Below are 12,031 nucleotides of genomic sequence, written 5' to 3'. Positions count from 1 at the left end.
GGTGAACCGACATCAGCGACAACTGGATCGTAGGCGCTCTGCAAAACGCCTTTGACATCTGGAATGACAAGCTGACCGAGATATGGTCCCTGCTGACTACCACCCCCCAGGACTTCCGGGGCGGCGGCATCTGGGACGTGATGGTCGATATCAACGACGGCCTCAAGGCCGTGGGCTATGGGCTCCTGGTCCTCTTCTTTGCCGTGGGTATCTTTTCCGCCACGGCCAACTTCCGGGAGCTCCAGAGGCCGGAAAACGCCTTGAAATTCTTTATCCGCTTCGTGGCGGCCAAGACCGCCGTTAGCTACTGTATGGACCTTATGACGGCCATCTTCACCGTCTGCGGGGGCATCGTTCAGTCCGTCATGGGCCATGTGGGCGGCATGGCCGGGGCAAGCGTCACCCTGCCGGAGGAGATCGTGACCGCCATCGAGGAGGTTGGATTCTTGCAGAGCATCCCCCTTTGGCTGGTCTCCCTCCTGGGCAGCCTGTTCATTACCGTTATGAGCTTCCTCCTCATTATGACGGTGTACGGCAGATTTTTTAAGATCTACCTCTACACCGCCCTGGCCCCCATCCCCCTGTCCACCTTTGCCGCTGAGACCACAGCAGGGACCGGAAAAGCCTTCGTCAAGGGCTATATCGGCATGTGCATGGAGGGGGCGGTCATCGTCCTGGCCTGTCTTATCTTTTCCGCCTTCTCCGAGAGCGGCGGCCCAACCGTGGACGCGGGGGCCGACGTGGTGACGATGGCTTGGGATTACATCGCCTCCACCATCTTCAATATGCTCATCTTGGTGGGGCTGGTCAAGGGCGCGGACCGGGTGGTAAAGGAGATGTTTGGGCTATAAGTCTATTTCCTTTGAGACCTTCGATTGACTTTTACCAGTATACGCCCCAATTGCCTTTCGGGCAGTTTGGGGAACATCTGCAATCATGAAATCATTTGTTGTTGAGCCATTTGGGGGTATGCAATCAACCTCCCTATTTTTTAACTTGTCGATTATTTCTTTCCCTTTTGTTAACTCGTTAACTCGTTATCAGCCAAATGAGAAGGGGCTAATCTTTCAGTTGATACAGTCTGCAATTTCTTCTTATCTTTACTCATCTTTTCATCCTCCGCCGCTCAAAACATTTTCTACGCTAATTGTAGCACAGGCTTTGCGAAAATCCACATTCGTTTCAACGTAAAACAATCGAATATGCGAGGTTATGTAATGGAAATCAAAATCAATAAGGAGATACGCCAGCACAAGGAAAACGTGTTTTTTGGCCTCACGGTCCGGCAGTTCTTCTGCTCCCTCCTGGCTGTAGGCGCGGCCATAGGCGTGTACTTTCTCCTCCGGGACCCGCTGGGGAGCCGGGCGGCAAGCTGGCTGTGCATCCTGGCTGCGGGCCCTCTGGCCGCCGCCGGCTTTTTCAGCTACAACGGTATGAGCTTTGAACAGTTTGCCTGGGCGGTCATCAAGACGGAGCTGCTCTGCGCAGGCCCCCGCACCTTTCGGGCGGAAAACCTGTACGAGAAGGCCCTGGACGGGAAGGGAGGCCGCCATCATTAAAAAGGTGACGAAAGGGGCGGACAGGAGCGACTGGGGCCGTTTCACCATTCCCCGGAGCGTTCAGAAGTCCATCCCCGTGGGGTGCATCTACCGGGACGGCATCTGGAAGGTGGCGGAGCGGTTCAGTCGGACATGGCGCTTTGCCGACATCAACTACGCCGTGGCCTCCCATGAGGACCAGCTTAACATGTTCATGGCCTACTCAGGCCTGCTCAACAGCCTGCCCGCCGACGCCGTGGCCAAGATCACCATCTCCAACCGCCGCATGGACCCCCACAGCTTTGAACGCACCGTGCTTCAGAAGGAGCAGGGCGACGCCCTGGACAAGTACCGCAGGGAGTATAACCGCATCCTCCTGAACCGGGCGGCGGAGAGCAACAATCTGGTTCAGGATAAATACCTCACCATTTCCACGGCCAGGAAGGACATTGAGGAGGCCCGCACCTTTTTTGCCCGGATGGACGCGGAGCTATCCCGAGGGTTTGCCAAGCTCTCCTCTGGGGCCTGGCCCCTCAGCAACCAGGACCGGCTGCGTATCCTGCACAGCTTCTTCCGGCCCGGTTGGGAGCAGTATTTCCATTTCGATCCCGCCGAGACCATGCGCAAGGGCCACGACTTCCGGGACTACGTGTGCCCGGACAGTCTTTTGTTCAAGCGGAGCTATTTTGAAGTAGGTGATAAGGTGGGCCGGGTGCTCTTCCTCCGGGAGTACGCCAGCTACGTCAAGGACACCATGCTCACCGAGCTCTCGGATTTCTCCAGGGACCTCATGCTCTCCATCGACATCCTCCCGGTCCCCATGGGGGAGGCGGTCAAGGACGTGCAGAACCGCATCCTGGGCGTGGAGACCGAGATCACCCGCACCGAACAGCGTCAGATCGCCAACAACAGCTTTTCCGCGGGCATTCCCTACGAGCTGGAGCAGTTCCGGCGGGAGGCCAAGGAATTTTTGGATGATCTCACCACCCGGGACCAGCGTATGATGCTCTGCGATGTTACTCTGGTCCACACCGCCGGCACGCTGGAGGAGCTGGACGCCGACACCGCCTCCATTGTCTCCATCGCGCAGAAGCACTCCTGCGAGCTGGGCGTGCTTAACTATGAGCAGGAGGACGGTCTGAACACCGTTCTGCCTTACGGCCTGCGCCGCATCCACGCCCGCCGTACCCTCACCACCGAGAGCGTGGCCGTGCTCATGCCCTTCAAGGTCCAGGAGATCCAGGACACCGGGGGGCTGTACTATGGAGTCAATGCCGTGAGCAAGAACCTCCTCATCTGCGACAGGAAAAAGCTCCAGAACGGCCACGGCTTCTGGCTGGGCGTTTCCGGGTCCGGCAAGAGCTTTTCCGTGAAGGAGGAGCTGACCCTGGCCGCCCTCTCCACCGACGATGATATTCTGGTGGTGGACCCGGAGCGGGAGTTCGGGCCCCTCGTCTGGGCCCTGGGCGGCGAGGTGGTCACACTGGAACCGGGCAGCCCCCACCACATCAACGCCCTAGCTATGCACAAGGGCCATGGCAAGGAGGAGAACCCGGTCATCCTCAAATCCGAGTTTATGATGAGCGTCTTCGAGCAGCTCATGGGGGCGGACAAGCTGGGGCCCAAGCACAAATCCATCCTGGACCGCTGCACCGCCAACGTCTTCCGGGCTTACATCAAGAAGTACGAGGGCCCGGAGCCCACCCTGCCGGACTTCCGGGCGGAGCTCCTGCGCCAGCCGGAGCCGGAGGCCCAGGAGATGGCCCTAGCCCTGGAGCTCTTCTCCGACGGCAGCCTGGACCTGTTCGCCCATGAGACCAACGTGGATATGTCCCGGCGCATCATAGGCTTCGACATGTTCGGCCTGGGGGACCACCTGCGGCCCCTGGGGATGCTGGTCATGCTCAACGCTCTGGAAAACCGCGTGGTGGAGAACAAGGCCCGTGGACGCTTCACCCGTATCTACATCGACGAGGGATACCTCTATTTCCTGTACCAGTACAGCGCCCAGGTGCTCTATAAATTTTGGAAGCGCCTGCGCAAGCTGGGAGGGATGATGACCTTGATCACCCAAAACGTGGAGGAATGTCTCCGCTCCGATACCGCCCGGCTCATGTTCGCCAACAGCGAGTTCCTGGTCATGCTCAATCAGGCCCCCACCGACCGGTCGGAGCTGGCCCGGCTCCTGCATATCTCCGATACCCAGCTCTCCTACATCACCAACGCCGACGTGGGCTGCGGTCTGGTCAAGGTGGGCGGCTCCATCGTGCCCTTCCAGAACGAGTTTCCCAGGGACACCGAGCTCTACCGGCTCATGTCCACCACGCCGGGAGAGAAATAGGGCTGGATTTTTCTGTCCAAAGTTTGGACGGAAAACGCCGCGGCCGGGCCCTGTGGCGCTATGTCGCTCGACCTGTTCGACGGCAGAGCGCCGCGCCGTGCGCGGAGGCGTCGATTGCCGTCCATGGGCATATCTGTACAGCAGCGGGGTCAGCCCTTATGATGGAAGCATCAAACATAAGGAGGGAACCCCCATGAGAGAACTTTTCGTGGAGACCTGTACAGCCGCCGGGGAAGACGGCGCGGCCAGCGAGTACGACTACTCCATCCTGATCGAAGAGCTGCCCGGCGGACTGGAGAACTACGGGGTCAAGATCACGGAGCACGGGACCGGCAAAGGAACGACCGTCCCCGGCGTTACGGTGGACTTCTCCCGTATCAACGAGCTCATCGCCCTGCTCACCCGGAACGTGGTCACGCCCACCGGCCTGCCTGATGTGTTGGCCGACTGGCTGTAGGGCCGGACGCAGCTTGCCCCCGCCCGGTTGGGGCGGGGGCAAGTTCTATCTATGGAGGGATATGTTATGCCGAAACCCAAGGAAAAGAAAGCGTGCGGTAAGCCCAAGCTCCTGGAGCGGGCCGCCCTGGCCCCGAAGGAGATCGGCCGCCTCTTAAAAAAGCAGTACGCCGCCCAACAGACCCGCAGCCAGCCGGAGGATGAGAGGGAGACCAGGTATGTCACGGATTGGGTGGAGGGCACGGTGGAGGGCACAGCCAGTTATACGGCGGACGCCGCAGGGCGGGGCCTTCGCCATATCCGGCGGGAGAAAAAGGAGAGGGCCCGCCGCAGGGCCTCCGCCGAAGCTGACGCGCAGGCCGCCGCAGGGCCGGAAGGACAATCAGGACCGGGGCCGTCAGCGACTGGACAAGTGCCCAGGGAGCAGATTCAGGATGTGACCGGACACCCGGATTCCGCCGAATTCCGTCCAACTTCACCCCGGCCTGTAGAACGCCGTCATACAGTCTCCTTATCCGCCGAGGTCTACTCTAGAGAGCATCTGCGGATGAGCGGCCATCAGGATCCCAGGCAGATGGCCAAGCTGGAGCTTGCTAAGGAGCGGGCCTACCATCGCGGCGGAAGCGGGCCTGTATCGGCCCCGCCAGGTTATCCAGATACCCCTATGGCGGATTTGCCCCGGCCCAAAACGGCCCCGGGTGCCCCACGTGGCCGGGTACCCCAATCGTCCCCAATGGTCCCTGCACGGCCCAAGACGGGGCCGCAACCCCACATTGCTACACCATCTCACAAAGCCCCCATGCCTCCGAAAGCCCCTGGCCAAAAACAAGCGGGGCTCCCGCGGACCAACCCAGCCGCCGCCAGCCTGCGCCAGAAGGCGAAACAGCAAGCTGCCAAACGGGCCTCCCGGCCGACGGCGGCGCAGGCACAGCGCGCCGCCAAAACGACCGCCAATGTGGCCGTGAAGGTGGGGAAGGCCGTAGTCCGGGCCGTGACCGCCATGGCGGGTTCCCTCATGGGCCTTCTGGGCGGAGGTGTGCTGGTGGTGATCCTGTCGGCGGTAGCCGTGATAGGGGCCCTGGTAGCCTCGCCCTTCGGCATCCTCTTCTCCGGCGAGGCGGCAAACCCCGATTCTGTCTCCCTGGCCGTGGCCGTGGGCACGGTGAACACGGCCTTCAGCGACTACCTGAACGAGCTTCAATCCGCCAGGGACTACGACAGCATCCAGCTCCACGGCTCCACCACGGACTGGCCCGAGGTCCTGGCCGTGTTCGCGGTGAAGACCGCCCTCTATGACGGGGAGAACGCCGCCGATGTGGCAGAGCTGGACGCCGACAGGGTGGAGCGCCTGGAGGCCGTGTTTGGGGACATAAATCCGGTCCGGCCCCAGGTAGAGGAAGTCTACCACGAAGACAGCGATCCGCTGGACGGGGTGGACGATAGCTGGACCGAGTATATCCTGCACCTCTATATAGAAAACAAAACCGCAGACGCCATGATTGCCGCCTACGGTTTTGACGCTCAGGAACAGGAGGCTCTGGCCGAACTTTTGGGGGAGCGGGAGCTGTTGGGTGAGCTTTCTACGAATCTTGCCGTCTCCGACTATACGCCCCAGGAGGTATTGGAAAACCTCCCGGAGGGCCTGGCCCCGGAGCGGCGGGCCGTCGTGGAGGCCGCCCTCCGACTGGTGGGAAAGGTCCCCTACTTTTGGGGCGGAAAATCCTCCGCCATAGGCTGGGATAGCCGCTGGGGAACGCTCCAGAAGGTGACTTCGTCGGAGAGCTCCAGCACGGGGATGTACCTGCCCTACGGCCTGGACTGCACGGGATTCCTTAACTGGGCCTTCCGCAACGCCGGACTTCCCAGTGACGGCCATTGGTACATCGGGGCCAACCTCACCGAATTAGACTGGGCCGACTCCCTCCCCGGCGACATCGCTCTGTTCCCCGACGCCTCCCACGTCGGCCTCGTCATAGGCAGGAGCGCCGACGGCGGAATTCTGGTCTGCCACTGTTCTTACTCGCAGAATAACGTGGTCATCACCGACTGCGCTGCTACCGGCTTTACCGCCATCGGCAGGCCGGATGTTTTAGCCCGAAAAGATTGCCGAAAACAAAGTCCAAATCGGACTGCATTATAAAGCTACCCCCGCACTATCTGGATGGGTACGGGGATAGTTTTATATACTGCAATTGATTGGGTAGCGCACAGAAGCCTCCCCGCATATCATGGTAATTTGTTCAATACTTGATTTATCATTATTAGTTGCGGACGCAAGTGTTGGTCAAGATAAGATGTAGTAGCCCTCCAGCAAGTGGCGGCTCCGCGCATCCAATTTGGGCCAGGCACGGGCCAAGCGCTCCAGTTCTTCCTTTTTCATCAGGCGCATCTCAATCGCGTGACCGTCGTTGGCAAAATCAGATACATCCAGATAGTCCTCATAGGGAGAATCGTTGGGACGCGCATTGTCGCGCACATAATTCAGCGCCGTATTTTTGCAGGTCGTAATGATATAGTTGACGCGCTGATCCCGGCCTTGGCTTCGCAATAGAGAGATTTTATCAATGAGTTTTATCAAGGCGGACTGCATCACATCCTCAGCGTTCCACGGGTCCTTTACAATATTGTTGATTTCCTTATACATGAGCTTTTTGTATTGGAGGAAAAGGTCCTCCATAAAAGCTCGGTCATCATCGTCTTCGATGACCAAAATGCAATACGGTATCATTGGCGCTCCTTTTTGTTGTAGCGGTTGATCGCCATGCGGAACTCCATATCATCTATGATCTGCGTCAATATGCGTTTTCGTTCTTCCGGAAGCTGTTGGAGTGCGGTGATGATGTCCCCTACTGTCTTCTCTTCCGTCACCATATTTTTGAAAACATCCGGCGACAAATTGCTCCCACAGCGTCCGAGCAGGTAGTCCGTTGTAACATTAAAAAAATCGGCCAAATTAACCAATTTCTCAATGTCGGGGAAATGTACGCCAGTTTCATAATTTGAAATCGTACCAACGGACACGTGAAGCACATCGGCCAACTCATGCTGGGTCATACTTTTGTCCTTTCGCAGTTCTGCCAGCAATTCGCCAAATCCGGCCATATGATCCGCTCCCGTTCCATAATAATTAATATTATATGTATGCTGTGGAATAAGCGGAGAAAGTAATAGTAATACAATAATTATTATTTGAATTTTTGATTAAATTTTAGTATAACTAGAGTGCAGACAAAAACAGTGATTAAAGACTGATTCATATTTCAACGCCTGCATGTTGCACATTCTTAGTTTCAGCGTCTCCTTATAAATAAAGATTAAAAAAAGCTGTATCATGGAGGCAGATAGGTTGATTGCATATATCATCAGCACCTTGGAGGACCAGGGAGACCGGGCCTTTATGGAAAATCTTTATCAGGATTTTGAACGGCTCATGTTTTCTACAGCACGCAGATACGTCCAAGCTATACCGGACCAAAAGGACATCGTGCAGGATGCCATGGAAAAGCTGATCAAAAAAAGTGCAACGATTCGCTCCATGAACCGTTGCGCTTTGGCGTGCTATATCGTCTATACTATTAGAAGCACTTCCATTGATTTTCTTCGGGCGCGCAATAAAAGCGTGGAACACAATGTAAGCATAGACTTGCCGGAATCTTCGGAACTGGAGGCCGTGGCCCCATCCATGGATGATTTGGCGATTTCGGCTGAACGGATGGCGCTATTACAGAGCCTGTGGCCCCACTTGCCGGAGGACGACCGCACGCTTTTAGAGGGAAAGTATGTATGGGGCTATACCGATCAAGAGCTGGCCTCTTTATTAAAGTGCAAACCAAGCAGTATCAGGATGAAGCTGACCCGGGCACGCCGCCGGGCCTTTGAGCAGATGACTGAGAAGGAAGGTATGATTGGATGACGAGACGCGAGCAGTTACAAGAGCAGTACGAGGATGCGCTCTTTGCCCTTATGATGGATGACGTGGCGACCGCCGAGGGGAAAAAATATCTGGAGGAAAATGAACGGCTGAAAAACGATCCGGATGCCGCAGTACCCGAGGAGATCAGCAGGGAATGTCTGCGGACGATCCGCAGGCAATTTGCAAAGCGGAAGGCCAGTGCGGCGGGGCGGGTCACTGCAAAGGTCTTTGGTCGGGTGGCCATGGTGGCCGGTGTCGCCGCAATGCTGTTTACCGCGGTCTTCGCAACGTCGGAAACGGTGCGGGTCAATACGATGAATCTGGTTGTCAAGGTCTATGAGGAATGCACAGATTTCTATGTTGAAAATGGGCAATCGGCTGATACGATCCCGGAAGTGACCACCGGGTGGTTGCCGGAGGGCTATATCCTGGAAGACCACAGCAAAGATGATGTGTTTGCATGGTATTTATACCAAAAGTCAGACAATGAATCTATTAAAATTAAGTATACCTTGAGTGAAGGACTGGTTTTAAGTGTTGATACAGAGGATGCAGCGGTAGAGCATATTGAAATTCATGGGGCACAGGCAATGCTGATCACAAAAGGAGATGTGCAGCAGCTTGTTTGGTTGACGACGGATAAAAGTGCGTTTATACAGGTTCTTGGTATAGAAGTGTCAAGGGATGAACTGATCCATGTGGCACAAGAACTCAGGTATTAAAAACGTCGTTGCACTTTCTAAAATCTTGTGTCTCCTATTTTAGCGATCTCCAAATAGAAATAGGGAGGCAATTTAAATGAGAAAACGCTTTGTTCGCACGACCCTTTCCATGTTCTTGCTTGTCAGCATCTTCGCGGCAAGTCTTGCCGGCGCGCACGCTGCACAGGTGGAACCCAGGTATGCCGGCATTTCTGATATTGGGGCTTATTTAACGATTTCTTCCGGCGGGGGCGCCAAGTGCAAGGGAACTGCCGAGGTAAACCGCGGCTATACCGTAGACCTGACCGTCGAGCTCAAGCAGGATGGCGAGACCATCAAGACGTGGACCGACTCCGGCACAGGGATGGTCAGCACGGGCGGGACTTACTATGTCACGTCCGGCCACGATTATGTAGTGACGACCACTGCGGAAGTCAAAGATTCTAACGGCAGAATTGTCGAAACTCCCAGCAAAGATTCCCCGGTCAAATCCTTCTAAAGTTCAGCCCACGGCGGGTACTCTTTCCCCAAAGAGTGCCCGCCTTTTTTGTGTGCGCGAATGAAAAAGCGCTGCATAGAGAGGGGTTTTGAACCGTTGCATGCCGCTGCCGATCCCCGCCTGCCCATTGATTTCCACCTACTACCCAAAACCACCGCAAAGATAGAAAGGATGGTCATCAATGGCTATGTACTTAATCGTTCCCGAGCAGGATAAGGAAAATGCGGGAAAGCCCCTCACCGCCGAACAGCTCCTGCGCCGCCTCGGCGTGACGGGGCGGCTGGCGGGGTTCCGCTACGCGGCCTCCCTGGTGGAGCAGGTAGCGGAGGACCCGGACTGCATCCGGCTGATCACCAAACGGCTCTACCCCGACACGGCCCGGCAGTTCGGCGTCACGGCCTCCTCCCTGGAGCGCTCGGTCCGCACACTGGTCCGTATCTGCTGGGAGCGCGAGGAGCATGAGTTTCTGGACCACGTGGCCGGCTGCCATGTGGAGCGGCGACCCTCCAACACGGAGTTCATCGACATGCTGGCGGGTTATCTCAGGCAAAATCAGTAAACTCCTAAACGGAGGCGGGCACAGCTCGCCTCCATTTTTTATGTCCGCGTTCGACGCCGCAAGGCATTTTATCCTGTCCAAACCTGGGACAGATACCCTATCGTGTCGATTAGATGTACTGCGCCGTCTAACCATATCGTCCCATATCGACGGATTCAATGGCTGATTCGACTGAATATCTTAGGCGAATACCATAAATTTACATATAATAGAGCACGTGAGGGACAAGCGCAGGTTATACCTACCTCCCACGTGTTCTTTGAAAACTTTACACAGCAACAGGTACGTTTGATATGCGGTCCCATCCGTGGGCAGCCGTGTGGGGCGTAGTGTGCCATGACCCCAAGGATGAGGAAGGAGGGTATGGGAGAGCCACACGCCGCGCACAAGCAAGCCGTGGCGGCTTGCGGCGATGACCCGCATATCTGATCATGATACGTCTTCCCGGCCATGGTTCGAGCGTTGAAGCGTTAAAGGGTCCCCATAAACTTTGATAACTTTATGGGGAGAGGAGGGGTAACGGAGCGGGTGAGCTTTTCGCCGCAAGGCGGAAACGAACAAGCGAAGTTTGCTCCGACGACGTGAGCCGTCGCAAGCTGTGGGGGAGCCAGAGACCCTGGGGGTAAGTCCCGCGGAGCGGCCCAGCCAGCCGCCGCCTGTTGCTTTTTCCTATGCAAGCTGGAACACCGCGCCGGGAATACACCCGGCGCGGCGCTCCAGCCGTGTGGAATAGGACAATTCAGCCTTCGCATAAGGATTCCCCGAAAGGGTGTGGTCACATGCGAAGAAACAAAGTCAGAGCGATCCATGTACATATCGTTCCCTCACAGGACGGCGCAGCTCTCACTGAAAAAATTTATGACTGGCAAATCAGGGTGATTGAACGGAGGCTGAACGAGGCTGGGTTGTCAACCAGTGAAAAGCTCACCGTCATTGATGCGATGATGGCGGACCTATCATCCGGCAATACCGCCAAACAAAAGTGACTTGATTTGTTTCCATATCTCGTATGGCGGCGACGCCACGTTCTGCTCCCAGGCTCGAAGGGTCAAATGCTTGACCCCCACCATCTCCGCAAGCTCCTTTTGGGTCATGTGATTGGCCTTTCGGTAGACCTTCATCAATGCTGCGCAATAGCTCTTATAATCATCCATGGGCAAAATCAGCTTTTCGGAGGCGTTTTCACTATCGGCTCCAAGGAACCTTTTTGTTGCCCTTTGTGTGGTGGCGCGAATCGCCCGTTGCAGGGTACAAAATTATTGGTCAGGATGGCGATCAGTCGTTCTCTTGGGGAGTCGATGATCCGACAGCCTACGATTCCCGCAGCGTTGCATCCAAAGCCCATACATATAGATAATATAATTTTGTGCTCGCAAAGTAGCCCCCACCACCCCCTACTGGGGTGGCGGGGGCTTTCTTCGCCTATCTCACGATCTGCGCCGCGATGAACCCCAGCGCCCCGGAAACGGCCAGCCAAATGAGCTTGTCCACGATACCGTCCCAGCGCTTGGCGGGGGCCGTTTAATTGGTCATTCCTTCTCCCGGTCCTCTCCACCGCCCAGCTTATCCCCGGTTTGGTCCACGCCGGATTTGAGGGCGGAGACGGCCCTTTTGAACCACGCGGGCTGCTTACCGTCCCCCAACTTCCCCGCGTTCTCCAGGATGGAGCCCAGCTCCGTGAGGATGTACCAAGCCACCACCAGGGGGCCGAAGATCACCGTATACTCAAAGGGAAGCGTGATCGACGGAATATTGTTGACGATCATGCCCACTACTGTGTCCAGAATAGCGGCCACCAGTACAGCCACAAGGATGGCCAGCTTATGCCACAGCCCAGTGCGGGCCGTCTTGGAGGACCACTCCCCCGCCTTCATTCCGGCGGCGGAGCCGGTGATGTAGTCCAGCAGCATGCACAGGGCCAGAATGCAGATAAACCAACCGTACCACCCCCACAGAGCGGTCAGCGCGGCGATGACGGCGGCCACGGCGGCCTTGATGCCGTTGATGTTTTCGGTCATGATAAG

At 56.7% G+C, this 12,031-nt stretch carries 13 protein-coding genes; 9 read left to right on the top strand and 4 right to left on the bottom strand.

What is annotated here, in order from left to right; all coding sequences use genetic code 11:
- Positions 1-11 precede the first annotated feature (11 nt).
- The 5 genes from SRB521_RS05755 to SRB521_RS05735 all read left to right on the top strand — a co-directional run bounded on the left by SRB521_RS05755 (position 12) and on the right by SRB521_RS05735 (position 6,475).
- Positions 12-851 (top strand): VirB6/TrbL-like conjugal transfer protein, CD1112 family, encoded by an 840-nt coding sequence (locus SRB521_RS05755; RefSeq protein WP_116721933.1) that lies wholly within the window; start codon positions 12-14, stop codon positions 849-851.
- Positions 852-1,217: 366 nt separating this feature from the next.
- Complete coding sequence (locus SRB521_RS05750; protein ID WP_116721932.1) at positions 1,218-1,559, top strand: PrgI family protein; 342 nt, start codon at positions 1,218-1,220, stop codon at positions 1,557-1,559.
- On the top strand, positions 1,555-3,879 hold the full coding sequence (locus SRB521_RS05745; RefSeq protein WP_116722081.1) for a VirB4-like conjugal transfer ATPase, CD1110 family: 2,325 nt from the start codon (positions 1,555-1,557) through the stop codon (positions 3,877-3,879). The genes SRB521_RS05750 and SRB521_RS05745 overlap by 5 nt, the downstream gene beginning before the upstream one ends.
- A gap of 193 nt (positions 3,880-4,072) precedes the next feature.
- A complete protein-coding gene (locus SRB521_RS05740) occupies positions 4,073-4,336 on the top strand; it encodes a DUF6514 family protein (RefSeq protein ID WP_116721931.1) in 264 nt (87 codons plus the stop codon).
- Between the two features lie 66 nt (positions 4,337-4,402).
- The gene (locus tag SRB521_RS05735) at positions 4,403-6,475 is read left to right on the top strand and encodes a C40 family peptidase (protein WP_116721930.1); all 2,073 of its coding nucleotides are present in this window, start codon (positions 4,403-4,405) and stop codon (positions 6,473-6,475) included.
- A gap of 144 nt (positions 6,476-6,619) precedes the next feature.
- On the opposite strand, the gene SRB521_RS05730 is transcribed toward SRB521_RS05735, so the two are convergent.
- Together SRB521_RS05730 and SRB521_RS05725 are read right to left on the bottom strand one after the other, a co-directional pair.
- Positions 6,620-7,063, bottom strand: coding sequence for an RNA polymerase sigma factor (locus SRB521_RS05730; protein ID WP_116721929.1), 444 nt, complete (start codon positions 7,061-7,063; stop codon positions 6,620-6,622).
- Positions 7,060-7,437: a helix-turn-helix domain-containing protein gene (locus SRB521_RS05725; protein ID WP_116721928.1), complete on the bottom strand. Its 378-nt coding sequence runs from the start codon at positions 7,435-7,437 to the stop codon at positions 7,060-7,062. Before SRB521_RS05725 ends, SRB521_RS05730 begins: the two co-directional genes overlap by 4 nt.
- Before the next feature lie 244 nt (positions 7,438-7,681).
- Between SRB521_RS05725 and SRB521_RS05720 the strand changes: the two genes are divergently transcribed.
- From SRB521_RS05720 to SRB521_RS05705, 4 genes are all read left to right on the top strand, one after another.
- Entirely contained in the window at positions 7,682-8,248 is a 567-nt protein-coding gene (locus SRB521_RS05720) for an RNA polymerase sigma factor (protein ID WP_165366578.1), read from the top strand.
- Entirely contained in the window at positions 8,245-8,970 is a 726-nt protein-coding gene (locus tag SRB521_RS05715; RefSeq protein ID WP_116721926.1) for a DUF4367 domain-containing protein, read from the top strand. The genes SRB521_RS05720 and SRB521_RS05715 overlap by 4 nt, the downstream gene beginning before the upstream one ends.
- 76 nt (positions 8,971-9,046) lie before the next feature.
- Entirely contained in the window at positions 9,047-9,448 is a 402-nt protein-coding gene (locus SRB521_RS05710) for a hypothetical protein (protein ID WP_116721925.1), read from the top strand.
- Positions 9,449-9,629: 181 nt separating this feature from the next.
- The gene (locus tag SRB521_RS05705) at positions 9,630-10,007 is read left to right on the top strand and encodes a sporulation initiation factor Spo0A C-terminal domain-containing protein (protein WP_116721924.1); all 378 of its coding nucleotides are present in this window, start codon (positions 9,630-9,632) and stop codon (positions 10,005-10,007) included.
- 956 nt (positions 10,008-10,963) lie between these two features.
- Here the strand turns inward: SRB521_RS05705 and SRB521_RS05700 are convergent.
- A complete protein-coding gene (locus tag SRB521_RS05700) occupies positions 10,964-11,161 on the bottom strand; it encodes a helix-turn-helix transcriptional regulator (protein ID WP_129868809.1) in 198 nt (65 codons plus the stop codon).
- Between the two features lie 375 nt (positions 11,162-11,536).
- Positions 11,537-12,025, bottom strand: a complete 489-nt coding sequence (locus SRB521_RS05690) for a phage holin family protein (protein WP_129868808.1) — start codon at positions 12,023-12,025, stop codon at positions 11,537-11,539.
- Positions 12,026-12,031: the final 6 nt, after the last annotated feature.

The sequence above is a fragment of the Intestinimonas butyriciproducens genome, assembly GCF_004154955.1.
GTDB classification, from domain to species: Bacteria; Bacillota; Clostridia; order Oscillospirales; family Oscillospiraceae; genus Intestinimonas; species Intestinimonas butyriciproducens.
This window is presented reverse-complemented; position numbering and strand designations above follow the sequence as displayed.

Bases quoted from the DNA above. Each gene is read 5' to 3' on its own strand.
- SRB521_RS05750 (WP_116721932.1), top strand. From the start codon at position 1,218: ATGGAAATCAAAATCAATAAGGAGATACGCCAGCACAAGGAAAACGTG.
- SRB521_RS05740 (WP_116721931.1), top strand. From the start codon at position 4,073: ATGAGAGAACTTTTCGTGGAGACCTGTACAGCCGCCGGGGAAGACGGC.
- SRB521_RS05735 (WP_116721930.1), top strand. From the start codon at position 4,403: ATGCCGAAACCCAAGGAAAAGAAAGCGTGCGGTAAGCCCAAGCTCCTG.
- SRB521_RS05730 (WP_116721929.1), bottom strand. From the start codon at position 7,063: ATGATACCGTATTGCATTTTGGTCATCGAAGACGATGATGACCGAGCT.
- SRB521_RS05725 (WP_116721928.1), bottom strand. From the start codon at position 7,437: ATGGCCGGATTTGGCGAATTGCTGGCAGAACTGCGAAAGGACAAAAGT.
- SRB521_RS05715 (WP_116721926.1), top strand. From the start codon at position 8,245: ATGACGAGACGCGAGCAGTTACAAGAGCAGTACGAGGATGCGCTCTTT.
- SRB521_RS05710 (WP_116721925.1), top strand. From the start codon at position 9,047: ATGAGAAAACGCTTTGTTCGCACGACCCTTTCCATGTTCTTGCTTGTC.
- SRB521_RS05705 (WP_116721924.1), top strand. From the start codon at position 9,630: ATGGCTATGTACTTAATCGTTCCCGAGCAGGATAAGGAAAATGCGGGA.
- SRB521_RS05700 (WP_129868809.1), bottom strand. From the start codon at position 11,161: ATGGATGATTATAAGAGCTATTGCGCAGCATTGATGAAGGTCTACCGA.
- SRB521_RS05690 (WP_129868808.1), bottom strand. From the start codon at position 12,025: ATGACCGAAAACATCAACGGCATCAAGGCCGCCGTGGCCGCCGTCATC.